The 23,505-nt window shown below is 64.2% G+C and carries 18 protein-coding genes, 1 pseudogene and 1 riboswitch; of the genes and pseudogenes, 15 read left to right on the top strand and 4 right to left on the bottom strand.

The features are described 5' to 3' along the window. Position 1 precedes the first annotated feature (1 nt). The 8 genes and pseudogenes from tssF to CAF78_RS29100 form a co-directional block, all read left to right on the top strand. Positions 2-1,768: a type VI secretion system baseplate subunit TssF gene (gene tssF / locus CAF78_RS20330; RefSeq protein WP_085677458.1), complete on the top strand. Its 1,767-nt coding sequence runs from the start codon at positions 2-4 to the stop codon at positions 1,766-1,768. Continuing rightward, on the top strand, positions 1,732-2,748 hold the full coding sequence (gene tssG, locus CAF78_RS20325; RefSeq protein ID WP_085677457.1) for a type VI secretion system baseplate subunit TssG: 1,017 nt from the start codon (positions 1,732-1,734) through the stop codon (positions 2,746-2,748). The genes tssF and tssG overlap by 37 nt, the downstream gene beginning before the upstream one ends. Beyond that, positions 2,745-3,302: an FHA domain-containing protein gene (locus CAF78_RS20320; RefSeq protein ID WP_085677456.1), complete on the top strand. Its 558-nt coding sequence runs from the start codon at positions 2,745-2,747 to the stop codon at positions 3,300-3,302. The genes tssG and CAF78_RS20320 overlap by 4 nt, the downstream gene beginning before the upstream one ends. Continuing rightward, positions 3,299-4,093: a type VI secretion system lipoprotein TssJ gene (gene tssJ / locus CAF78_RS20315; RefSeq protein WP_085677455.1), complete on the top strand. Its 795-nt coding sequence runs from the start codon at positions 3,299-3,301 to the stop codon at positions 4,091-4,093. The genes CAF78_RS20320 and tssJ overlap by 4 nt, the downstream gene beginning before the upstream one ends. 52 nt (positions 4,094-4,145) lie before the next feature. Further along, on the top strand, positions 4,146-5,483 hold the full coding sequence (gene tssK / locus CAF78_RS20310) for a type VI secretion system baseplate subunit TssK (RefSeq protein WP_085677454.1): 1,338 nt from the start codon (positions 4,146-4,148) through the stop codon (positions 5,481-5,483). Between the two features lies 1 nt (position 5,484). Continuing rightward, positions 5,485-6,348 (top strand): type IVB secretion system protein IcmH/DotU, encoded by an 864-nt coding sequence (icmH, locus tag CAF78_RS20305; protein ID WP_085677453.1) that lies wholly within the window; start codon positions 5,485-5,487, stop codon positions 6,346-6,348. Between the two features lie 132 nt (positions 6,349-6,480). Next, positions 6,481-7,017, top strand: a complete 537-nt coding sequence (locus tag CAF78_RS20300; RefSeq protein WP_085677452.1) for an Hcp family type VI secretion system effector — start codon at positions 6,481-6,483, stop codon at positions 7,015-7,017. Positions 7,018-7,046: 29 nt separating this feature from the next. Next, positions 7,047-7,160: pseudogene (locus CAF78_RS29100) on the top strand (hypothetical protein); the annotation flags it as partial. Positions 7,161-7,261: 101 nt separating this feature from the next. On the opposite strand, the gene tenA reads toward CAF78_RS29100, so the two are convergent. Both tenA and CAF78_RS20285 read right to left on the bottom strand, forming a co-directional pair. After that, the gene (gene tenA, locus CAF78_RS20290; RefSeq protein WP_085677450.1) at positions 7,262-7,927 is read right to left on the bottom strand and encodes a thiaminase II; all 666 of its coding nucleotides are present in this window, start codon (positions 7,925-7,927) and stop codon (positions 7,262-7,264) included. Next, positions 7,924-8,571 carry a TenA family protein gene (locus CAF78_RS20285; RefSeq protein ID WP_085677449.1) on the bottom strand — a complete coding sequence of 216 codons (648 nt, stop codon included), beginning with the start codon at positions 8,569-8,571 and terminating at the stop codon, positions 7,924-7,926. The genes tenA and CAF78_RS20285 overlap by 4 nt, the downstream gene beginning before the upstream one ends. Before the next feature lie 31 nt (positions 8,572-8,602). Next, positions 8,603-8,717: riboswitch (TPP riboswitch) on the bottom strand. A 251-nt stretch (positions 8,718-8,968) separates the two neighbouring features. On the opposite strand from CAF78_RS20285, the gene CAF78_RS20280 reads away from it, so the two are divergent. From CAF78_RS20280 to CAF78_RS20260, 5 genes are all read left to right on the top strand, one after another. Further along, positions 8,969-12,361, top strand: coding sequence for an Ig-like domain-containing protein (locus CAF78_RS20280; RefSeq protein ID WP_085677448.1), 3,393 nt, complete (start codon positions 8,969-8,971; stop codon positions 12,359-12,361). Between the two features lie 90 nt (positions 12,362-12,451). Then, complete coding sequence (locus tag CAF78_RS20275; RefSeq protein WP_085677447.1) at positions 12,452-13,438, top strand: SCO family protein; 987 nt, start codon at positions 12,452-12,454, stop codon at positions 13,436-13,438. 80 nt (positions 13,439-13,518) lie between these two features. Then, complete coding sequence (locus CAF78_RS20270; RefSeq protein ID WP_085677446.1) at positions 13,519-15,846, top strand: bifunctional diguanylate cyclase/phosphodiesterase; 2,328 nt, start codon at positions 13,519-13,521, stop codon at positions 15,844-15,846. Then, a complete protein-coding gene (locus CAF78_RS20265; protein WP_085677445.1) occupies positions 15,834-16,706 on the top strand; it encodes a phosphate/phosphite/phosphonate ABC transporter substrate-binding protein in 873 nt (290 codons plus the stop codon). Before CAF78_RS20270 ends, CAF78_RS20265 begins: the two co-directional genes overlap by 13 nt. Positions 16,707-16,861: 155 nt before the next feature. Continuing rightward, complete coding sequence (locus tag CAF78_RS20260) at positions 16,862-17,845, top strand: site-specific integrase (RefSeq protein WP_218189748.1); 984 nt, start codon at positions 16,862-16,864, stop codon at positions 17,843-17,845. A gap of 136 nt (positions 17,846-17,981) precedes the next feature. Here CAF78_RS20260 and CAF78_RS20255 read toward each other — a convergent pair whose 3' ends face one another. Together CAF78_RS20255 and CAF78_RS20250 are read right to left on the bottom strand one after the other, a co-directional pair. Continuing rightward, positions 17,982-19,127 (bottom strand): glycerate kinase, encoded by a 1,146-nt coding sequence (locus CAF78_RS20255; protein ID WP_085677443.1) that lies wholly within the window; start codon positions 19,125-19,127, stop codon positions 17,982-17,984. Between the two features lie 112 nt (positions 19,128-19,239). Beyond that, complete coding sequence (locus tag CAF78_RS20250; RefSeq protein ID WP_085677442.1) at positions 19,240-20,337, bottom strand: sugar diacid recognition domain-containing protein; 1,098 nt, start codon at positions 20,335-20,337, stop codon at positions 19,240-19,242. A 163-nt stretch (positions 20,338-20,500) separates the two neighbouring features. On the opposite strand from CAF78_RS20250, the gene CAF78_RS20245 reads away from it, so the two are divergent. Both CAF78_RS20245 and CAF78_RS20240 read left to right on the top strand, forming a co-directional pair. Next, positions 20,501-21,829, top strand: coding sequence for an MFS transporter (locus tag CAF78_RS20245; protein ID WP_085677441.1), 1,329 nt, complete (start codon positions 20,501-20,503; stop codon positions 21,827-21,829). Positions 21,830-21,963: 134 nt separating this feature from the next. Next, entirely contained in the window at positions 21,964-23,484 is a 1,521-nt protein-coding gene (locus CAF78_RS20240) for an FAD-dependent oxidoreductase (RefSeq protein ID WP_085677440.1), read from the top strand. The last annotated feature ends 21 nt before the right edge of the window (positions 23,485-23,505 follow it).

The following is a 23,505-nucleotide window of genomic DNA, read 5'->3' as shown; positions in this document are numbered from 1 at the left end:
CATGTCACTCAAGGATCGTTTCAGCGAAGAGTTACGTTACCTCCACGAACTGGGAAACGACTTCGCCCAGGACAGCCCACAGCTTGCCCGACTGCTCGGCAAGGGTGGCAGCGACCCGGATGTCGAACGCCTGATCGAGGCCTTTGCGTTCCTGACGGCCAAGCTGCGGCTCAAGCTGGAAGACGACCTGCCGGAGCTGACGCACCCGATGCTGCAGCTGCTGTGGCCCAATTACCTGCGGCCCCTGCCAAGCGCCACGATCATTCAGTTCACGCCTCGCAAGCAGGCCCTCAGCCAGTCGCAATCTATCCCCAAGGGCTCACGGCTCTTTTCCAAGCCCGTGGACGGAGTGCCCTGTGAGTTTCGCACTTGCACGGCGGTGGACATTCATCCGTTCGAGATCGACGCGGTGGGTGCAACCCAGACACTCAGCAGTTCGGTGGTGCGGCTTGACCTGCGGACCTTGGTCGAGCGGCCATTGAACACTCTGGGCTGCGCCGGTCTCGATTTTCATCTGAGTGGTGATACCCAAACTGCCCGCACACTGTATCTGTGGTTGTCCCAGTACCTTGAACAGGTCAGCGTGACCATCAATGGCGAGGTTCGCCGGCTGCCGGCCAGCAGCATCGTCTTCCCGGGTTTCAGCCCAGGCGAAGCGCTGCTGCCTTACCCAAAGAACGTCTTCGACGGTTATCGGATCCTGCAGGAATACTTTGTATTTCCCGAGCGTTTCCACTTCTTCAGTGTAACCGGGCTGGAGAAGACCTGGCCCGATCAGGCGTCTCAGCAGGTCGGCCTGGCATTTCATTTCACTCGCCAGTTACCTGATTCGCTGCGTGTCAGCAGCGCCGACTTCAGCCTGTTCTGCACGCCTGCGGTAAACCTGTTCAGCCACAGCGCCGAGCCTATCGACCTGTCCAGCCGGTCCGCCCAGGCCGCGCTTACGCCCCGAGGTGAGCAGCGTCACGCCTATGAAATCTTCAGCGTCGATCAGGTCATCAGCACCCGCACGACAACTGACGGCAGTACCGGCGAACACCTGCGAACCTTCCGTCCCTTCGAATCGTTCGCCCATGAAATCGAGCATGTGCAAGGGCGCACGGCATTGTACTACCGCCACACACTGGAAGAATCCCTGCAGGGCGAGGGTGTCACGCACCGCATCGCGTTCGTGCGGGCCGACGCCAACGCCTACATCGGCCAACTGGAAACAGCGTCCATCGACCTGACTTGTACCAACCGCGACCTGCCGCTGGCGTTAGCCGTCGATGACATCAATGTGATTTCCGAAGTCACGCCTCCCCTGGCCACCTACACCAACCTTCGTCCGCCCACCCGCCCCTGTCGGCCGGTACTGGACGGGCAGTTGCAATGGGCCCTGATCTCCAACATGTCGCTCAATTACCTGTCGCTGCTCTCGGCCGAGCCGCTGAAAGCGGTCATCAATGCCTATGACTTCGCCGCCCTGCATGACATCCAGCAAACCCGCACCACCCGCAAACGCCTCGATGGCATTCAGGATGTTCAAACAGAACCCCTGGATTGGCTGATCAAGGGCCAGCCCATCCGCGGCTTGCGTACACGGCTGAAGCTGGATCAAGGCGCATTTCTCTGCGAAGGCGACCTGTACCTGTTCGGTTGCGTGCTTGCGCACTTCTTCGCCTTGTACGCCAGCATCAACTCCTTCCACCAACTGGAAGTGATCAACACCACCAACAACGAGCACTACACATGGCCCATCCAGACCGGCAAACAACCGCTGATCTAGCCGACAAGCTGCTCGCCGAGGCGCATCAGTACAACTTCTATCAGTTGCTGGAGCGCCTGCACGGCTTGCACGGGGATGACCTGGAGCCCCGCTGGCCGGACCACGCCACCCGGCTGCGCGTGCGGCTTGCCAGCGATCCGCGGCTGACCTTTCCCGTGTCCGACGTGTACAAGGCCGAACGCATGCCTGAAACAGACGACCGCTATCGCGTGTGCACCACCTTCATGGGGCTGCACGGCACCGACTCGCCCTTGCCAACCTATTACCTGGAAGAAGTGGCCTACGAGCACGCCCACGGCATCGGCGTGCGGCCGGCCTTCTTCGACTTCTTCAACCACTACCTGCTGAGCCTGTTGCATCGCATCTGGCGCAAATACCGCTATTACATCCGCTTCCAGCCGGGCGCGACCGATGGCTTCTCGCAGTACATCTTTGCCCTGCTCGGGTTGAATGACAAACAGCTGCGCGGCGACACCGCGCTGCCCTGGAGCCGGCTGCTCAGTTTCGCCGGGGTCATCGCCAGTCGCAGCCGTGCGCCGGGCACCGTCGCCGGCATCATCGCCCACTGCTTCGACTTGAAGCAGGTGCACATCCGCGAGTTCGAAACCCGCTCGGTCCCCACCACAGTCAGGCAATGGGTCAGCCTTGGCCGCAGCAATGGCCAGCTGGGCAGCTCCTTCACGGTCGGCAGCCGCACACGAACCCGCAGCAGCAAGTTCACCCTGGTCATCAGTGAACTCGACCAGGACCAACTACGCGCCCTGCTGCCCCGCGGCATCAACTTCAATCGCGTGCGCGCGCTCATCGACTTTCTACTGCGTGATGGCCTGGCCTACGACCTGGAGTTGCGCCTGAAGCAGAACGCATTGTCGCCCTTCTGCCTGCACGCCCGCCAAGGCGCCTACCTGGGCTGGACCAGTTTTGTCGATGACCGTCACGGCCAGATCAGCCCTGTCGTGCGGTTTCGGGGGCGCTCATGAACACATTGACCTTGCGCATCACCAACCTCGGCCAGCTGCAACACACGGACACTGCCCGACACCAGTTCGATAGCGAAGGCGGCACCATCGGCAGCGTGGGAACCACCTGGCTGATCAACGATCGTGAACGGGCGGTTGCGCCGCTCCACTGCGAGATTCGATGGATCGAAGACGGCTTCTGCGTGATCGACCGCTGCCAACGCACCTTCCTCAACGACAGCCTCGCCAGCTTGGAGCCGCTCACCGCCAGGCGGCTGCGCGAGGGTGACCGACTGCGCATTGGCGCCTGTCGGCTGCAAGTGCAGCTTTCACAAGCCGAAGTGCGCTCACTGGCGGATCTGGTCAGCCCTGACCACAGCACCCTTGATCAATGGCTACTCGACCGCCCAGCCCAGGCGTGGCAACCCGCTTCGGCCAGCAGCGAGCTCGCTGGTGAAATCTGCTCGGTCTTCGAGCCGGGCATGGGCAACGACCCCTTGGCGGCATTGGATACAGTGACGAGGCCTGCGCCAGAGAGCTCACTGGAACGCCTGTTTGCAGGAGAACGCCCATGACCCGTCATTCATTCACGGCCAGTCTGCTGACGGCGCTGATCGGGATCTCGGGTTGTACGGCCCTGAGCAAAGTGGGCCAAGTGATCATGGACCCCTCGTTGCCCGTCGGCCCGCCCAAGGCACACCCCACCCAGGTCGCGTTCAGCATCAACGCCAGCCCCACGCTCAACAGCAACCCCAGCAGCGTCGAGGCCTCAGCTGAACAGGAAGGCGCGCTCGAGCCCAACCCCTACGCGGTCAACCTGAGTGCAGCCGACCCCTACCTGCTCACCGAGAAAGTCGGGAACCTGTTCGATTACCTCCAGGAACAGTTCCCGGCAATGTCGCCCGTGCCGCTGCCAATGGACGATGGCGAGGATCCGCCTCGTTCCCCAATGGAAGACAGTACCCCCGGCAACTACGACGACCCGACAGTGGTGCTGAGCCTGCCGCGTAGCACCACCGGGGGCACCGAGGCGCTCGCTACGCCCATGGCCATCAAGATCCTGCAACTGCGCGACGACTCTTTCCTGCACAACAGCGCTTACGAACTGCTGGACGAGGACCCTGCCAAGGCGCTGCGCAGCACCTACATCCGCGATGACGATTACATGCTGCGCCCAGGCCAGTTCAAGTTCATTCCCTTTGCGCCCATCGAGCCGGAAACACGTTTCGTTGCGGTAATCGCCAATTACCGGAACAAGGAAGACGCCAAGTGGAGCGACGTGCTGCGCATACCTCCACACGGCCAGCAAATCGTCCTGTCGGTGTTGCTCAACGACACGCAAGTCCTGCTCAAGGAAGAAGACTGATGGCGCCTGCAACCCTGCCCTTCTCACTGACTCACGCTGACACGGAGCGCTCATGAGCTCACGAAACCCCGTCCTGTGGCCTGAAGGCCTGTTCGTCAAACCGCAGCATTTCCAACAGGCTGCCCGCGCTGCCGAAGCAGCCCTGCATCAACGTCTCGGCAGCCTGAACGCAGCTTTTTATGGCTTCAGTGAACTGCAGTTGAACGACGAATACCTGAGCCTGGGCAAGATCGCCATCACCCGTGCGCGGGGCATCATGCCAGACGGCACGGTGTTCGATATCCCTGCAGACCTGCCACCACCCCCACCGCTGGAAATCGATGACGACGGCGCCAAGGACAGCGAAATCTACCTGTGCCTGCCGCTGCGTACCGAGGGTGGCCGCGAGGTGAGCTGGCCCGACAACGCCGCCAATTTCCGTTACAGCGCCCAGGCCCTGGAAATCAAGGACACCCATAGCACCGACGGTGACCTGGTGCAGGTCGACCTGGCGGTGCCCAACCTGCAGCTCAAACGCAAGGCCGACGACAGCAGTGCCTATACCCGCCTGGCCCTGGCCCGCATTCTGGAGCGGCGCCCCGATGGCAGCCTGCAGCTGGATGAGGGGTTCTATCCGACCAGCGTCTCGGTGCGTGCCGTACCGGCACTGCAACGCTTTCTTGAGGAAATCACCAACAGCCTGCGCGAGCGCGCGCGCAACCTCGCCGCCCGCATTGGCGCTTCTGGGCAGTCCGGTATCGCCGACATCCGCGACTTCAACCTGCTGCAAGCCATGAACCGTTGGTGGCCGTGTTTTCAGCATCTGGCCAGGCAAGGTCAGACACACCCCGAGCAGTTGTACCTGTGCATGAGCCAGGCGTGTGGCGAGTTCGTCACCTTCACCGACGAGAGCCGGTTGCCACAGGAGTACCCCGCCTATCACCACACCGCGCTACGCACGTCGTTCAAGCCTCTGCAAGAAACCTTGCGCCGGGCACTGAGCACGGTGCTGCAGCCCCGCGCCGTCTCGCTGCCGCTGAAGACGCAGGAGTTCGGGCTCATGACCACCACACTGGAAGACCGTCGCCTGATCGATGAAGCCGACTTCATCCTGGCAGTGCGCGCCAATGTGCCACCGCCAACCTTGCGCCAGATGTTCGTGCAGAAGGCAAAAATCGTCTCGCTGGAATCGTTGAACGAGGCCGTGCCGCTGCAACTGCCCGGTATTCCACTGGTGCCGCTGCCCGTGGCGCCTCGGGATCTGCCCTTCCATGCAGGCTTCACCTACTTCGAACTGGACCGCCGCGACCCAAGCTGGGCGGACATGAAGACGTCCAATGGCTTCGGTGTTCATGTCGCGGGCGAGTTCCCGGGCCTTGAACTGCAGTTCTGGGCAATCAGGAGCGAGTGACGTGAAAGAAAACAACACCGCCCCCACTGATGCGGCACAGGTTGAGAACGAAAAACTGCAGACGATCATCGAGGCGTCATTGTCCGGCGACTCGCCCGCAGAAGCAGAAAGCGCCGAACAGAAGCCCAAGCCAGAGCCTGTGCAAGCAGGCTACGCAGCCGACCCGGACTTCCAGCTGCGAGGCGGCTTCGCAAACCTGATGCTGGATGCGGCGGCCCCCTTGTTCGGCCTGGTCATGCGCCTGCGCACACTGGACGAATTGCCCAACATCAAGGACGTGCACCGACAGGTGCGCAACCAGGTCGACAACATCAGGGAAGAGATGCGCCAGCACGGCTACGAGCACACTCAACTACTGGCCTACTCATACGGACTGTGCCTGTACATCGATGAAGCGGTCATGGAAACACCCTGGGGCCGGACCAGCTGCTGGAGCCAGGAACCCCTGCTGAGCATCTTCCACGACGAAACCTGGGGTGGGGAGAAGATTTTCACCGTGCTCGCCCGCCTGATGCAGGAGCCCGAACGCTACCAGGACGTACTGGAGTTCATGTACTTCGCGCTTTGCCTTGGCTTGAAGGGCAAATACGCCATCGCAACGAAAGGTGAAGAGTCGCTGAACCAGCTCATTCACCAGCTGCACGGGATCATCCGCGAACTGCGCGGCCCCGTGCCGGAGTCGGTCGGCGATCCCTACACCAACGTGGCCCCGCGCAATTTCCGCATGAGCCGGCAATGGCCGTGGTGGAGCCCGTTGGTCATTTGCGCCCTCGCCATGGCGGTGGCCTACGGCATCTACAGCTACCGGTTGCACCTGATTACCACCGAGGTGCTGGAGTCGCTCAACGGCATTTTGCAGCAGTAAAGCGCCAAGAACTGGCACCACTGAACTCTACGAATTGACGAGGCATTTGCTTCGTTGACAAGCCCATCGTTCCCGATGGCCACGCCACCCCGAGTGCGCGTGCTCTATCCACATGGACGCAGGAGAACTGCCATGCCAACACCCGCCTACATCAGTATCACTGGTCAAAAACAAGGCAACATCACCGCTGGCGCATTCACCGCTGACTCCGTTGGCAACATTTACCGGGAAGGCCACGAAGATCAAATTCTCGTTCAAGAAGTCAAACATCGCATCACCTTGCCCACGGATCCACAGAGCGGTCAGCCGACCGGCGAGCGGGTGCATGGACCGCTGATCTTCACATGCACTCTGAACAAGGCGGTACCTCTGCTGTACGGCGCGCTCTCCAGTGGAGAAATGCTGCCTGAAGTCGAGCTCAGCTGGTATCGGACCTCGATCGAAGGCGTTCAGGAGCGCTTCTTCACTACCAAGCTGATCGACGCTGTAATTACTGATATCGATCTTGAAATGCCGCATATCCAAGACACGGACAATAAGGAATTCACACAGTTCTTCAAAGTATCGATGGCCTACCGTGGCATTGAATGGGAGCACATTACTGCAAGCACCGCTGGCTCTGATGACTGGCGCAAAGGAACAGGAACGGGAGCGGCAGCAGCTGCCTGATTTGACAATGCAGTTCCAAGTGGAACTTCCTGCTCGGACTTCAACGTTCAGATCAGCGAAACAGGCCACGAGGGCAGCTGCTGAGCGAAACCAACAGTGCCGGGTTGTTGCGGTACCAATACGACGAGTTGGGCAACCTGCAGACCCTCACGTTGTCCGAACGTGACGGATCGCCGTGCGGTTCATGTGCACGGCGATTTACAAAACCTCCCTCAAGACGCGCGATTGAAGGCTCGGCCCGGCCTCAGGCCACGCCATCCAACCCCATCTGCCAGAAATCAGCCTCCAGCCGCGAAGCCTGGCCAAAGATCTGTGCCAGCTCGACAAACCGCTGCTCGGTCATGCTCCGCGCCGCCAGTTCATCCAGATGCTTGCGCGCCGCTGCAGCCACGCCCTGGTAAGCCTCGCCAGCATATTCGCCAATCCATTCCCGGTACGGGTGCTCGCTCAGGTCGCCAATGCGCTCCGCCAGCGTGCGGCCGATCTCGGCGTAGCCAATCACGCACGGTGCCAAGGCCACATGCAATTCGAGCAGGTCACCGGCCGCGCCGCAGTCGAGCACGTAACGGGTGTATGCCACGGTCGCCTGGTGCTCCGGCGCGGCCTGGATATCGGCCTGGGACAAGCCCCAGCGCGCGCACAAGCGCAGGTGCAGCTCGGTCTCGTCAAGAATCGCCGCCAGGCCTGCCTGGGCGGCGCGGATATCCGCCGGCAGGCGGCTCTTGTAGGCGGCCAGGGCCCAGGCGCGGGCGAACTGGATGAGGAACAGGTAGTCCTGGATCAGGTACGTGCGGAAGGCTTCTTCCGGCAGGGTGCCCTCGCCCATCTGCCGCACGAAGTCGTGGTCGACATAGCGGTTCCACTGCCCGGCAGTCGCAGCCTTCAAACGCTCGAAAATATCCATGCTCACGCCTCCTCGGTGTAGACGGCGTCGAAGAAGGCAAGCTCCAGCTCAACGGTACGTGCGTAGAAATCACTGGCCAATGCGGCCTCCTGGGGGCCGACCCGGTCCAGCTCGGACTTCAGGAAAGCGACGAAATCGCAAAAAGCCGGGTTGTCGTGCAGGGTGATCCATTCGGCGTAGACGAAGTTGGCCGGCAATGGCTTGGGGGCCTTGATCGCCCAGTCCAGGTACAGCCCTTCGGCAACGTTCAGCACGGCCAGTGCGGCGGCGTAGGAACGGCTGGCTGCGGCCTCGCGCATGATGGCCTTGAAACCGGCGGTAGGTGCTGTGTCTGCAGGCTCGTTGCGCTGCGCCGGGCTGACGTCCAGCGCTTCGAAAGCACGCAGGAAATAGGTGTTTTCGTCGCTGGAGATCATCCCTGCGAAGCGGCCAAAACGCAGGCGGGCCTCGAAGGTGTCGGCGGTGGCGATGGCGGCGCCGAGCAAGGTCAGGAAGCTGTCGAGAAAGCGGTGGTCCTGGACCAGGTAGCGAACCATGATCGGGTCGGCCACGCTGCCCGCGCAGAGTTCGCTGACGAAACGGTGGCCGACGGCGGCCGACCAGGTCGGTTGGTTCTGGCGTTGCAGGGTTTCGCTGAAGCGTTCGTTCATGGTGTGGCCTCACAGTGAGGCCGGCAAAAGGCAGGTCCGGCAGTCCCATCCCTTCGCCGGCATTATCCGGATCAGGTTCGAAGGGTCACCGCGCTGCTGCTGCCAGCGGTTTCTCAGCCCGTTGCCGGGCTCCCCTTGGTGGGCAACAGGTATACAGCGCCAATCACGAATTGTCACCACTCCCATCACCGGAGTTGGGCCCAGCACTGCCCAGTTTTGGGGGCCTACACCCGGTCTTTGACACCCCGTTATTTAGCGCACCTCAGGCGCCACAAGGAATTGTTTAACAAAGCATTACCGAAACATCTGTTGGCACAGCCGTTGCTCAGGCCATAAAAACCCGGCAATACGCCATTGATGGCCCATAGCCATTTAGCCGTGAGCGAGGCAACAGGCAATGAAAACCCCTGCCGTGATCCACCCCAACAGCCACGCCTTCAAATTGTCCGCCGTGACCGCGCTGATGCTCAGCCTTGGGCTGATCTCAGCCATGGCCTCCTCGCTGGATGACGTCAGCCAGCCACCGCCGACGGACCCGTCGCATTACGATGACCAGCCGGCCGACCCGGGCCCGGCACTGCTCAACCTGTTCAACCTGCCCGAGGCCAACCAGGGCTCGCTGGAACTGCAAAACGGGGTATACGGCGACCGTGCTACCAACCGCGTCGACAACGTGCTGCCGCCCGCCCTGCAGACCTCACGCAATTACCCTACCAATGGCAAGCCGAGCCCGCTGTTCGGTGCGCAGCCGTTCACCCAGCAACTGCTGCTGTTCGAGGAATTCGGCCCGGAGAAACTCGACCCCAACCTGCCGCCACCGAACCTGACCTTCCCGGTCCCCACGCTGGGCGCAGCCCCGGCGCAAGACCCGGACGTGGTGGCCCGCAGCAGCCCCAACGGCAACGCCCTGGAAGCCTTCCTCAAACAACCGGGCCTTTACCCGTTCCCGACCCAGTACGCCAACACCCTCGACCGCAACCCGTGGAAGGCGCAGATCGAGATGTTCCTCAACCGCAACTCGGTCGGCTCGCCGGCGGAAGGCCGGCCACCAGGAAAAGGCTGGTCGCACCAGCGCTGGAACGAGTTCTACCCCCAGGCGGCGTTCAAGACCGCACAGGCGGGTGCGCGCATCAACCAGGGGCTGCGTGACCGCAAGCAGTTGCACAACTATGCCGTTGGCGAGTTCGCGCCGGGCGGGCTGTATTACCAGACCTCGGACATCCCGACCACCCTCGGCACCACCAAGGGCATCGACCCCCGCTTCCACCCGAACTTCCCGCAGCAGAACCACAAATCGCTGTGGACCTTCGACGGCACCTTCCCGCCGAAGCTGCTGATGGTTCGTTATGGCCAGCCGGTGCTGATGCGCCACTACAACGCGCTGCCGATCGACCCGGCGGCCAACGCAGGCTTTGGCTTGCATACCATTTCCACCCACGAGCACAACGGTCACTCGCCAGCCGAGAGCGATGGCTTTGCCAACGCCTACTTCTTCCCAGGCCAGTACTATGACTATCGCTGGCCGATCCAGCTGGCCGGCTACGACACCATCAACACCCGCGCCGAAGACCCGCGCGCCGCGTTCCCCTGCTCGCCGGGCGAGACCCTGTTCGTCAACGACGCCAACCCAGGGCTCAAGACTTGCGAGAACGGCAGCATCAAGATTCGTGGCGACTGGCACGAAACCATGAGTACCCACTGGTTCCACGACCACATGATGGATTTCACGGCGCAGAACGTCTACAAAGGCAACGCCGTGATGATGAACTACTACAGCGCCATCGACCGCGGCAACGAAGCGCTGCAGGACGGCGTCAACCTGCGCTTCCCCAGCGGTACGGCCATGCCGTGGGGCAACCGCGACTACGACGTCAACCTGGTGATCGCCGACAAGGCCTGGGATCAGAACGGCCAGCTGTGGTTCAACCCGTTCAACACCGACGGCTTCCTCGGCGACCAGGTGCTGGTCAACTGGCAGTACCAGCCCAAGCTCAAGGTTCGCGCCCGCAGCTACCGCTTCCGTATCCTCAACGGCTCGGTGTCGCGCTACTTCAAGTTTGCCGTGGTGCGTGAAATCGCCGGCAACAGTGGCGAGTTCAAGGGGCCGTCCGGCTCCAACGTGTCGTACGCCCGGGTGCCGTTCCACATGATCGCCAACGACGGCAACATCATGGAACACGCCGTGCCGTTCGACGGCACCATGGACCTCAACGGCGACGGCAAGACCGACGACAACAACGCCATCCTGCCGCTGCAAGGCATCGCCGAGCGTTACGACATCATCATCAACTTCGCCAAGAACGGGATCAAGGTCGGCGACAAGCTGTACATCGTCAACATCATGGAGCACGAAACCGGCAAGGGCCCGAAACAGGCTATTTCGCTGGCCGACGTGCTGTCCGAGAAGTACAAGGCGGTGATCAAGCAGACCAGCAACGGGCCTGAATGGGACAGAGGCGACCCGGTAGTCGGCAAGGTCATGCAGTTGGTCGTGCAGCCCTACAACGGCACCGACGTGAGCATGGACCCGAGCGCCTACGAACCGGCCAAGCCGGGCAAGGCCGAAGGCCTGAAGATGATCCCGCTGACCATCGACCGCACGGCCGTCGCCGACCAGGCCAAGCTCAAGGCCGCACGGCACCGCGAGTTCACCTTCGGTCGCTCCGACGGCACCGACACCACTCCCTGGACCATCAAGACCGACGGTGGTTTCGGCTACAGCATGGACCCTCGGCGCATCTCCGCGGCAGCGCAACTGGCCAACGAAGCGACCCAAGGTGGCTTCAGCGGAGACGGTACCCTGGAAGTGTGGAAGATCAAGAACGGCGGCAGCGGCTGGAGCCACCCGGTGCATGTGCACTTCGAGGAAGGCGTGGTCCTCAGTCGTGATGGCAAGGCTCCACCGGAATGGGAAAAATGGGCGCGCAAGGACGTCTACCGCATCGGCCCGGACGCCGACTCCTCGAGCGAAGTGGAAATGGCCATTCACTTCCGCGAGTTCGCCGGTACCTACATGGAGCACTGCCACAACACCCAGCACGAAGACAACTCGATGCTGCTGCGCTGGGACATCGAGCACCCTGGGCAATTCCAGGTGATGCCAACGCCGCTGCCGGGCTGGGATGGCGTTCAGTACATGGCTTCGGTGGGCCTGCCGACCTTCCGCACCGCCAGCAACAACAATCAGGACCCGGCCAACAAGCCACCGGTGGCGGTGAACGACAGTGCCGCGACCACGGCGGGCAAACCGATCGTGATCAACGTACTGGCCAACGACACCGACCCTGAAGGCAACCTGCCGCTGACCGTGAAAGGCCTCAACCAGCCTGATTCCGGCAAGGGTACGGTCAGCACCGACGGCACCACCGTGACCTACACGCCGCCGGCCACGGTCGACACCCCGTTCACCGCCAGCTTCGCCTACACGGCGCGTGACGCCAAAGGTGCCGATTCGCTGAACCAGGCCACGGTCAGTGTTGCGGTGGGCCCTGCCGTGGTCGCGGACCAGATCGAAGTCAGCAGCGCTGTGGTGCAGGTGCGCAGCAACAACCGCTACACCTGGGACATCTCCGGCACCACCTCGGTGGCCAGCGGCAACAGCATCACGGTGACCGCAGCCACCACCGGTGGCCCGCTGAACCTGGGCACGGCGACGCTGACGACGGCTTCCAGCGGGGCGCGCTGGCGGTTGTCGGTGACCACCACCGGTAACGGCCCGGCGACACCGGCGACGATCACCGTGAAGTCGGCACTGGGCCAGAGCGTGACGGCGCCCATCAGCATCAAGTGATACGCGTTGCAGAGGGGCCGCTTTGCGGCCCTTTCGCGATAAAAGGCCGCTCCTGCAGCGGCCCTCACCGCAACTCAGAGGACGTAAATCATGGCCGTGTCATGGCGTGTTCTGCTTGCCCTCACCCTGTTCGCCGCCGGTACCCACTACTGGCCGATCAAACCCGCCCAATCGGCACCTTCGGCCGAAGCCGCCACACCCTGGGGCGCCAGCTACTTCCCCAACACACCGCTGGTGACCCAGGACGGCAAGAAAGTGCGTTTCTTCGACGACCTGATCAAGGACAAGGTGGTGGCGATCAACTTCATCTTCACCGGCTGCTCCGACTCCTGCCCGGTGGAAACCGCCCGCCTGCGCCAGGTGCAGAAAATCCTCGGTGACCGGGTCGGCAAGGACATCTTCCTCTACTCGATCAGCATCGACCCCTATAACGACACCCCCGCCACCCTCAAGCGCTACGCCGAAAAATTCGGCATCGGCCCCGGCTGGACTCTGCTCACCGGCGAACCTGACGATATCGAACAGCTGCGCCGGCGCCTGGGCCTGTATATCGAAGGCCTGGAGAACGGCCGCTCCAAGGACCACAACCTGAGCCTGATCATCGGCAACCAGGCCACGGGCCGCTGGATGAAGGCCTCACCCTTCGAAAACCCGTACATCCTTGCCGACCGCCTGGGCAACAGCCTGCACAACTGGAAGCAGGCCAGCGCCATGGCCAACGACTACGCCAGCGCGCCGGAAATCCGCCCGCCCAGCAGCGGCGAACAGATCTTCCGCACCCGCTGCTCCTCCTGCCACACCGTGGGCAACACCGAACCCGGCCAGCCCGGCATCGGCCCCGACCTGCTCGGTGTGACCCAGCAACGCGACCCCAGCTGGCTGATACGCTGGCTCAAGGAGCCGGACCAGATGCTGGCCGAGAAAGAGCCATTGGCCACCCTGCTCTTCGAGCAGTACAACCGCCTGGCCATGCCCAACATGCGCCTGGGCGATACCGAGATCACCGCACTGATCACCTACCTGCAGGAAGAGACCACGCGCATACAGGCGCCCCTGGCTGATCGGGGGAAACCTTAAAGGCAATTAGCCAGCAGTCATGAGCCTGTCATCTGACTGTCGTATTTTTCGACCATCACCCAGGGTCGGGAATACCAGCAGTGATCCGCCGCTCTCTCTCTTCCGCAAGCCTTCTGCGCTTGCTGATCCTGATGCTCTGTGCAGCCACCCTGACCTTCCTCTGGGGGCTGCACATCACCCAGAAGGCCGCCTCGCGCCAGGATGCGCTGGCAGCCAAGGCGGCCGAGCACCTGAACCTGGCCAGTATCGTTGCCGAGAGCCTGCGCCAGCTGGTCGACCGCGCCCAGGCCGTGGGCCGGGTGACCCAGGACGACATGAAGACGCTGCGCCAGGGCAGCCAGAGCCTGGCCAGGCTGCTGGCCGAAGACCCGGTGTTCAAGCGTATGAGCCTTTACGACCGCCAGGGCCGGCTGCTGTCCGCCAGCCACAGCGATGAAGCCGCCGCATTGCCGGGCGACTGGCTGAAGCAACTGCAGGTGCATGTGGCCCACTACGGTTTCAAACCCTTCCTGCCGCGGGTCGCGCCAGGCACCTCGGCGCCGACCCTGCCCACCTGGCGCTTGCCTTTTCTGCTGCCGTTGACCGACCTGCCGGGCCGCGAGATCGACAACATTCTCGTGGTGCAGCTGGACATCGGCTACCTGGCAGTGCTGTTCCAGCACATCGACCTCGGTGACAGTGGCCTGATGCGCCTGATCCAGGACGATGGCCAGGAACGCCTGCGCATCGATACCAGCGGCGTCGTGGTGGCAGGCGACAGCTTCGAACCGGACATGACCGATACCGACGATGCGTCCGGGCAGTTGACCCAGTACGCGGCCGGCTTGCCTTACCAGAGCCTGTACCGACGGGTGCCCGAGCGGGGCTTCAGCGTGGTGGTCAGCCAGCGTTATGACGAGATTCTGGCCCCTTCCGCACTGGCCTATTCGCGGCAGTTCTGGCTGAACCTGAGCATGACCCTGATGATCCTCGCCAGCCTGGCCTGGACCTTGCGCCTGCTACGCAAGCGCCAGGAGGCGTTCAGCGCCCTGGAACACGCGCAGCAGGTCAACCAGCAATTGATCGGCCGCCTGGAGGACGAACACCGGCGCAGCAGCCACGCCGCCGCCACCGACCACCTCAGCGGCCTGCACAACCGCCGCCAGTTCGTCGAAGTCGCCGGGCAGGCGCTGACCCGGCAACGCGGCAAGCGCCGCCTGATGGCGATCCTGTTCATCGACATGGACCGGTTCAAGTCGATCAACGATTCGCTCGGGCACAAGATCGGCGACCTGCTGCTGCAGGCCGTGGCCGGGCGCATCCAGCGCCTGCTCGAACCTGGCGACGAGGCCTCGCGCTTTGGCGGTGACGAGTTCGTCGTGCTGCTGGCCGGCGAGCGCAGCGAGGAGCAGATCAACAGCTGGGTGCGCACACTGGTGCAGAAGCTCTCGGCCACCTATGCCCTGGACGGCCAGGAGGTCAACACCAGCCCCAGTGTCGGGGTCAGCATCTGCCCGCGCGATGGCCAGGGCATCGACAGCCTGATCCGCTGCGCCGATGCCGCCATGTACTCGGCGAAGCAGGCCGGGCGCGCCCAGTACCGCTTCTTCGACCCCTCGCTCAACCTCTCCGACATCCAGGCCTTCACCCTCGAGCAAGCCTTCGGCACGGCCCTGACCGAGCGCCAGTTCGTGCTGCACTACCAGCCGCAGATCCGCCTGGACAGCCACCGTGTGCTGGGCTACGAAGCCTTGGTGCGCTGGGATCACCCCGAATTCGGGCTGCTTTACCCGGACCGTTTCATTGGCCTTGCCGAACGCAGCGGTTTCATCATCGAGCTGGGTTGGGAGGTGCTGCGCCTGGCCTGCGAAGAGCTGGCCCGCTGGGACGCCCATGGCCGTGAGGCGAACCTGGCCGTGAATGTCTCGGCCATGCAGTTGCGCCAGGCCGACTTCAGCACCCGCCTGCTGGCCAAGCTGCAGCTGTACGGCATCAACCCGCAACGCCTGGAACTGGAGATCACCGAAACCACCATCCTCGACCCGGAAGGCACCGCCGTCGATCACCTGCACCGCCTGCGTGCAGCAGGCCTGGGCATCAGCCTGGACGACTTCGGCCGCGGCTACGCAGGCTTCGCCCACCTGCAGTCGCTGCCGCTGAGCAAGCTGAAGATCGACCGCTCGCTGATCGCACCGTTGTCCAACAGCCACGACGACAGCCCGATCGTGTCCTCGACCATCATCCTGGCCAAGCGCCTGGGCCTGGAAGTGGTGGCCGAAGGCGTCGAGACCCGCGAGCAGGTGGTGTGCCTGAAGCTCGCCGGCTGCGATATCGCCCAGGGCTATCACTTCAGCCGGCCGCTGTCGCCGGCGCAGCTGCGTGACTACCCGCCGTTCAACGGTGTCGAGGAAAAGCCATGCGTGTTGTGAAGGCCCTGGCCGCGGTGCTGCTGGCCAACCTGCTGGCCAATGCCGCACAGGCCGAGTGCACGCCACGCAGCCTGCGCCTGGCGGTGATCCCGATCAAGAGCAGCGAGGACATGATCCGCGAACACCAGCCGCTGCTGCAGCGCCTGAGCCAGGCAGCTGGCGTGCCGGTGGAGCTGGTGATTGCCGCTTCCTACGAAAGCGTGGTGGATGCCATCGTCTCCGGCGGCGCGGATATCGCCCGGCTTGGCCCGGCGTCCTATGTGCTGGCCAACCGTCGCGACCCCGGGATCGAACCGTTCGCGACCTTCACCTTGAGCGCTGGCCCTTACACGCCGGCCGGCAGCCATTACCAGGCGCTGCTGCTGACCCGTGGCAATGGCGCCGAAAGCATCGAGCAACTGCGCGGCAAGCGGGTGGCCCTGAGCGACCCGGCCAGCACTTCGGGCAGCCTGGTGCCGAGTGTCGAGTTCCCGGCCGAAGTCGGCTCGCCCTTGGCGCAATTCTTCGGCGCGATGGTGTATGCCGGGACCCATGACAAGGCCCTGGAGGCACTGCTCGATGGCCGGGTCGATGCCGCCTTCGTCGCCAGCGAGCGGGCCGATGCCTACCTCGCCCGGCATGCGCTGAGCCCCGCGGCACTCAAGGTGCAATGGCGCTCGCGGCCGATCTACTACGACCCGTATGTGTTCAGTGCCAGCCTGTGCCCGGCGTTGAAGCAACGCATTCGTGCGGCGATGCTGGACGATCCCAAGGGCATGGCGGCCTTTATCGCGTCCCAGGACGCCAGCGGGTTGGTGCCGGTGAGCCAGGCCGAGTATGCACCGCTGCGGCAATTGATGGATGCCTCGTTGCCCCGCTGAAATCTCCTTAACACGTCCCGGCCTCTTCGCGGGCACGTCGGGGCGCCGAACCGCCGCTCCCACAGGTAGGGCGCAGCCCATGCATGCGGCGCTATACCTGTGGGAGCGGGCTTGCCCGCGAAGAGGCCGGGACAGGCGAACCAATTAGCTTTATCGTGTCACTGTCTCTCGCCAACCTGCCAGCCATGACCGACATCGAGCGCTACGTCCGCGCCGCCACCCGCGACAACACCCGGCGCAGCTACCAGGCCGCCATCGAACACTTCGAGGCCCATTGGGGCGGATTCCTGCCGGCCACCGCCGACAGCATCGCCCGCTACCTGGCCGACCACGCCGAACAGCACGCGGTCAGCACCCTGCGCCAGCGCCTGGCAGCACTGAGCCAGTGGCACATCAGCCAGGGCTTCCCCGACCCGACCAAGGCGCCGCTGGTGCGCCAGGTGCTGCGCGGCATCCGCACGCTGCACCCGACGCCTCCCAGGCAGGCCGCCCCGCTGTTGCTGCAACACCTGCAAACGGCCGTCGAACGCTTTGAAGCAGAAGCCACCCAGGCCCGCGCATGCCATGACCTGCCGGCCCTGCGTCGCGCCCGGCGTGACACCGCCTTATTGTTGCTGGGCTTCTGGCGCGGCTTTCGCGGCGATGAACTGGCGCGCCTGCGCGTGGAGCACATCCGGGCCGAAGCCGGCGTCGGCATTACCCTGTTCCTGCCGCGCAGCAAGGGCGACCGTGAAGCACTTGGCGTGCAGCACCGCACCCCGGCACTGAAGACGCTGTGCCCGGTCACTGCCTATCTGCAATGGATCGAGGTGGCAGGCATCGCCCATGGCCCGGTATTTCGCAAAATCGACTGCTGGGGCAACCTCAGCGACACGCCGCTCAACAGCAACAGCCTGGTCGGCCTGCTGCGGCGCATGCTGGCACGTCCCGGCGTGCCCGCGGCCCTGTACACCGGCCATTCCCTGCGCCGCGGCTTTGCCACCTGGGCAACGGCCAATGGCTGGGAGCTCAAGGCCCTGATGAGCTACGTCGGCTGGAAAGACGCCAAGTCGGCATTGCGCTATATCGATGCTGCACAACGCTTTGGCGAACTGGCCGTGCTGCCGGCCAGCCATCAGGTGCAGGCACTCATTCCTTGAAGGCAAACCGTGGGATGCCCCCCACTTCCGGAACGCCTCACCGGCGTTGAGCAGCTTCATTGGCATGCTCGAGCAAGGCGCGCTGCGGCGCTTTGCCGATACCCTGCACAACCCGCCGATGCAGGAGGTTTGCAGCCTACCCGCGATGCTGCCCGGCACAGTGCCAGACACGGGCGATATCACCGGCACGGTGCTGCAATAGCTGCGCAGCATTCGCGCACGCCTGCTCCAGGGTCATCGGCCCATTGGCCAGGGCAAAGGCTGCGTCGATACCGTGGGCATACAACTGTTGGTAGCCTTCGCCCAAGGTCCCGGCCAACACCACCACCGGCACCCCGTGACGCTTGGCTACCCGGGCGACACCCATGGGGGTCTTGCCGCGCAGGGTCTGGGCGTCGAAGCGCCCTTCACCGGTAATCACCAGGTCGGCGCCTTGCACCAGCGCGTCCAGGCCGGCCAGCTCGGCGACCACCTCCACGCCCGGGCGGAAGCGCGCGCCCATGAAGGCCTTGGCGGCAAAGCCCATGCCCCCCGCAGCACCACAACCCGGGAAGTCGCGCACGTCCTCACCCAGCAGCTGCGCACAATGGTCGGCAAAATGGCCGAGGGCCTGGTCCAGTGCCAGCACCTGCTCGGGGTTGGCGCCCTTCTGTGGGCCGAAGATCGCCGAGGCGCCGTTGGCGCCGCACAGCGGGTTGTCGACATCGGCCGCCACCTCGACCTGCACCTCGGCCAGGCGCGAGTCCAGGTCACTGGCGTCGATATGGGCCAACCGCGCCAGGGCCAGGCCACCCTCCTCCAGTGCTTGCCCGTCGGCGTCCAGCAGGCGCAGGCCCAGGGCGCGCAGCATGCCGCTGCCGCCATCGTTGGTGGCACTGCCGCCGATGGCCAGGACGATACGCTGTGCCCCGGCCGCCAGGGCGGCGGCAACCAGCTCGCCGGTGCCCCAGGTGCTGCTGCGGCAAGCATCGCGCTGGCCGCTGGGTACCAGCTGGATACCGCTGGCCTGGGCCATTTCGATCACGGCGGTGCGGCTCTCTGCCAGCCAGCCCCAGCCGGCTTCCACCTGCTGCCCCAGCGGCCCGCGCACGGTCAACCGGCGCAGTTCGCCATGGCTGGCCGCCACGATCGCTTCCATGGTGCCTTCGCCACCATCGGCCATCGGGCATTCGACCAGTTCGGCGGCGGGCAACGCCTCGCCCAGGCCAAGGGCGATGGCACGGGCGACACCGGCAGCGTCGAGGCTGTCCTTGAACGAGTCGGGGGCGATGACGATTTTCATGGGGATTCTCCTGTCCTGATGCCTGGCATGCTGACAGCTGTGTGGCGCGCCGGCCTCGGTCGAATGCACAAAATGCCGGCGGCGTTGTTTGGGCAAATGCCTTTGGCGGCGTTCAATCGGCCGGCAGCAGTTGCAGCCCCAGGTACAGGCTGAGCATGCCCTCCAGGCGCAACGGGTCTACTTCGCCCAGTTCGGCGATGCGCTCCAGGCGGTAGCGCAGGCTGTTGCGGTGGATGCCCAGGGCGTCGGCACAGGCCTGGCTCTGGCCATCGTGCGCGCACCAGGCGCGTAGCGTGGTCAGCAGTTGGCCGCTGGCATCGCGGGCGCGAATGCGCTGCAGCGGCTCGAGCAGTTCATCCAGCGCATCTTCGTTGCGGTGGCGCCAGAGCAAGGCCGGCAGGCGGTAGCGGCCAAGGCTCAGCAGTTGTACTTTCGGCAGCACCTCACGGCCGTAGGCCAGCAAGTCACGCACCCGTCGGTAACCCCGGCGCAATTGCTCCAGGCTCTGCGCCGCGCTGCCCAGCGCCAGGCGTTCGACCTCCCAGCCATGGCGCTGCAGGCGCTCGATCAGGCGCGCTTCATCCAGCACCAGCCCCGCCGGCCGGCACCACAGCAGTGACTCGCGCGATGGGCTCACGCACCAGCTTTCCGGGTAGCGGCTCATCAACCAGGCCGACAGCGTTTCGGCCGGCGGCCCGGACTGCAGCTCGAACAGGCACGGCACCCGTGGCAGCTGAGGTTTCAGGCCCAATTGCTGCGCCTCGTCCAGCAGCCGCGGCGAATCACCACTGCCGCCGAGCAGCAGCGCCAGCAAGTCGTCGCAACGCTGGCGCCGCCACTGCTGCTCGACCTGCAGGTGCCGTTGCGCCAGGAGCATCTCGGCGGTCATGCGCACCAACTCGCCGTAGGTGCGCAGTTGCTGCGGATCGCCGGTCAGGCCGAGCACTCCGATCAGGCGCCCATCGAGCATCAACGGCAGGTTGACCCCAGGCTGCACGCCCTTGAGGCACTTGGCCGCGTCGACGTCCAGCTCGACCACCCGGCCATTGGCCAACACCAGCTGCGCACCCTCGTGGCGGGTGTTGATGCGCTCCGGCTCGCCACTGCCGAGGATCAGCCCCTGGCTGTCCATGACGTTGACGTTGCACGGCAAAATGGCCATCGCCCGATCGACGATATCCTGTGCCAGGTCATGGTCCAGTTCGAACATTCAGCGATCCTTAATCGTGTCAGCTTTTGTACTACGGCACAGCACCGTGCACGATACGCTGTGCAAACGCACAAAGACAGGTGCGTCGCACTCCCCGAGACTCGTCAGGGCGAGCGCCGGCACAGGCGACGCGGCGACAACCATAACAACAGAGACCACGATCATGGCACACAGCCCTGCCCCTGACCAAGGCACCGACATCACCCGCAACGCGCTGTACCGGCGCATCACCCTGCGGCTGATCCCGTTCATTTTCATCTGCTACCTGTTCAACTACCTGGACCGCGTCAACGTCGGCTTTGCCAAGCTGCAGATGCTCGATGCACTGAAGTTCAGCGAAACCGTGTACGGCCTCGGCGCCGGCATCTTCTTCATCGGCTACGTGCTCTGCGGCCTGCCGAGCAACCTGGCCCTCAACCGCTTCGGCCCGCGGCGCTGGATCGCGGCGATGATGATCGCCTGGGGCAGCCTGTCGACCTGCCTGCTGTTCGTCACCACCCCTGCCGAGTTCTACGGCCTGCGCCTGCTGACCGGTGCGGCCGAGGCAGGCTTCTTCCCCGGCGTGGTGCTGTACCTTTCGCGCTGGTTCCCGGCTGACCGCCGTGGCCGCATCATGGCCCTGTTCATGTCGGCGATCCCGGTGTCGGGCCTGCTCGGCGGGCCGTTCTCCGGCTGGATCCTCGAACACTTCGCCGCTGGCCAGCATGGCCTGGCCGGCTGGCAGTGGATGTTCCTGATCCAGGGCGTGCCGACCGTGGCCCTCGGCGTGCTGGCCATCAAGCTGCTCAGCGATGGCTACCAGAAGGCCGCCTGGCTGAGCCCGGCCGAACGCCAGCTGATCGCCGCCGACCTTGAAGCCGACGCCGCCAGCAAGCCGAACACCACCGGCGACAGCGTGCTGGCCGTGCTGACAAACCCGCTGATCTGGACCTTCGGCTTCGTCTACTTCTGCATCCAGAGCGGCGTGTACGCGATCAACTTCTGGCTGCCGTCGATCATCAAGAACATGGGCTTCGACAACCCGTTGCTGATCGGCTGGCTGAGCGCCATTCCGTACCTGCTGGCCGGCGTGTTCATGATCCTCTGCGGGCGCTCGGCAGACCTGCGCAACGAGCGCCGCTGGCACCTTGTGGTACCGATGCTGATGGGCGCCGTCGGCCTGCTGATCGCAGTCAACTTCGCCGGCAACCCGAGCATCGCCATCCTCGGCCTGTCGATCGCCACCATGGGCGCCCTCACCGGCCTGCCGATGTTCTGGCCGATGCCGACCGCGCTGCTCAGCGCCAGTGCGGCGGTGGCGGGCCTGGCGATCATCAACTCGGTGGGCCAGATGGCCGGTTTCCTCAGCCCGTACCTGGTCGGTTTCATCAAGGACCAGACCGGTTCGACCGATGCCGCGTTGTACTCTCTGGCGGCGTTGATCGTGCTGGGTAGCCTGGTGGCCCTGCGGGTTACCCGGGCCGGTGCACTGAATACTGCTCGGGCCAATTAAGGCATACGCGGCGGTTCGGCGCACCGAACCGCCGCGATAGCGGCAGATCCCCTACCCCCGCCGATCGTCAGATCAACGCATCCCCCTCCCACCTCAGGCGTCAAATGGTTCCAAAGCCCCTTTGGAGATGCCCCATGACCCAGCACGCCGTGGCCCGCCTCGAAAACCTCGATCCCAAGCGCCCCTTGCGCGTCCAGGCCGGCAACGAAGAGATGATCCTCGTCCGCCAGGGCGATCAGGTCCATGCCTACCAGGGCAACTGCCCGCACGAAGGCGCGCCGCTGGAAGAAGGCGTGATCTGCGGCGGCCTGCTGGTCTGCCCCTGGCACAAAGCCGCGTTTGCCGTCGATGAAGGTGCGGTGTGCGAGCCCCCGGCGCTGACCGACCTGCGCCGGTACCGGGCGTGGGTCAAGGACGGTGACGTGTGGGTCGATGACCAGCCGTTGCCGAAGAGCGAGCCACCTCGGCACAGCGATGCCCGTACCTTCGTGGTGATCGGTGCCGGTGCCGCCGGCTCGGCGGCAGTTGCCACGCTGCTCGACCACGGCTTTGGCGGGCGCCTGATCTGGCTAGACCAGGAGCGGCAGCCGGCTTACGACCGCACTGCCCTGAGCAAATTCGTCATCGCCGGTGAGATGGCGCCGGACGAAGTATCAGCATTGCTCGAGCCTGATCAACTGCGCAAAGGTCATCTGGATCGACGCTTCGGCAAGGTACGTGCACTGGATGCGAAAAAGCGCCAGATCACCCTCGCCGACGGCCAGCACATCGACTACGACGCCGCCCTGCTGGCCACCGGCGGCAAACCGCTGCGCCCGGACCTGCCAGGTGTCGACCTGCCCGGCATCATGACCCTGCGCTCGCGCGAGGATGCCGCTCGCCTGCTCGATGCCGCCGAACCTGGGCAGCCGGTGGTGATCGTCGGCGACGGGTTCATTGGCCTGGAAGCCGCCTCGGCACTGCGCAAGTACGGCGCGCAGGTGCATGTGGTCACCCGTCACGAAGTGCCGTTGGCCAAACAGCTCGGTGAGCGTATCGGTCGCTGCATTCGCGACCTGCATGAACGCAAGGGCGTGGTCTTTCATGGCCCGACCGAGGTCGAACGCTTCCTGGGCGAAGACAAGGTTGAAGCCGTGCAACTGGCCAATGGCGAAAAACTGGACGCAGCACTGGTGCTGCTCGGCACCGGGGTCAAACCCGCCACTGCCTTCGTGCAGGGCGTGCCGCTGGCCAAGGATCAGTCGTTGGCGGTCGATGCCGAACTGCATGCCGCTGATGGTCTATGGGCTGCCGGCGACATCGCCACCTTCCCCCATGCAGGCCGGCCGGTGCGCATCGAGCACTGGCGGTTGGCCCAGCAGCACGGGGTGATCGCGGCGGCCAACATGTTGGGTGAACAACGCCGGTACAACGATGTGCCGTTCTTCTGGACCTACCAGCACGGGCGCACCTATGAGGTGCTGGGCCATGCACGCGACTGGGACCACATCGAGTTTGTCGGGGAGCCGGAGAAAGGTGACTTCATTGCCTTGCAATGCGTTGGGAAACAGGTCGAGGCGGTGATCGCCAAGGGTTACTCGGATGCCATGGCGATGCTCTCGCAACGCATGAAGCGGCCCTTGAGCCTGGATGACGCCCTTGAGTTGATTGGATAGGTTCACCCGCGAAGAGGCCGG

The sequence above is a fragment of the Pseudomonas sp. R28(2017) genome (assembly GCF_002112505.1).
Classification (GTDB): Bacteria; Pseudomonadota; Gammaproteobacteria; order Pseudomonadales; family Pseudomonadaceae; genus Aquipseudomonas.
The sequence above is the reverse complement of the archived record's forward strand: the minus strand, read 5'-3'. Positions and strand labels throughout refer to the sequence as shown.

Bases quoted from the DNA above. Each gene is read 5' to 3' on its own strand.
- CAF78_RS20275 (WP_085677447.1), top strand. From the start codon at position 12,452: ATGGCCGTGTCATGGCGTGTTCTGCTTGCCCTCACCCTGTTCGCCGCC.
- CAF78_RS20280 (WP_085677448.1), top strand. From the start codon at position 8,969: ATGAAAACCCCTGCCGTGATCCACCCCAACAGCCACGCCTTCAAATTG.
- CAF78_RS20265 (WP_085677445.1), top strand. From the start codon at position 15,834: ATGCGTGTTGTGAAGGCCCTGGCCGCGGTGCTGCTGGCCAACCTGCTG.
- CAF78_RS20300 (WP_085677452.1), top strand. From the start codon at position 6,481: ATGCCAACACCCGCCTACATCAGTATCACTGGTCAAAAACAAGGCAAC.
- tssK (WP_085677454.1), top strand. From the start codon at position 4,146: ATGAGCTCACGAAACCCCGTCCTGTGGCCTGAAGGCCTGTTCGTCAAA.
- CAF78_RS20255 (WP_085677443.1), bottom strand. From the start codon at position 19,127: ATGAAAATCGTCATCGCCCCCGACTCGTTCAAGGACAGCCTCGACGCT.
- tssJ (WP_085677455.1), top strand. From the start codon at position 3,299: ATGACCCGTCATTCATTCACGGCCAGTCTGCTGACGGCGCTGATCGGG.
- tssG (WP_085677457.1), top strand. From the start codon at position 1,732: ATGGCCCATCCAGACCGGCAAACAACCGCTGATCTAGCCGACAAGCTG.
- CAF78_RS20250 (WP_085677442.1), bottom strand. From the start codon at position 20,337: ATGTTCGAACTGGACCATGACCTGGCACAGGATATCGTCGATCGGGCG.
- CAF78_RS20240 (WP_085677440.1), top strand. From the start codon at position 21,964: ATGACCCAGCACGCCGTGGCCCGCCTCGAAAACCTCGATCCCAAGCGC.
- CAF78_RS20320 (WP_085677456.1), top strand. From the start codon at position 2,745: ATGAACACATTGACCTTGCGCATCACCAACCTCGGCCAGCTGCAACAC.
- CAF78_RS20285 (WP_085677449.1), bottom strand. From the start codon at position 8,571: ATGAACGAACGCTTCAGCGAAACCCTGCAACGCCAGAACCAACCGACC.
- CAF78_RS20245 (WP_085677441.1), top strand. From the start codon at position 20,501: ATGGCACACAGCCCTGCCCCTGACCAAGGCACCGACATCACCCGCAAC.
- tssF (WP_085677458.1), top strand. From the start codon at position 2: ATGTCACTCAAGGATCGTTTCAGCGAAGAGTTACGTTACCTCCACGAA.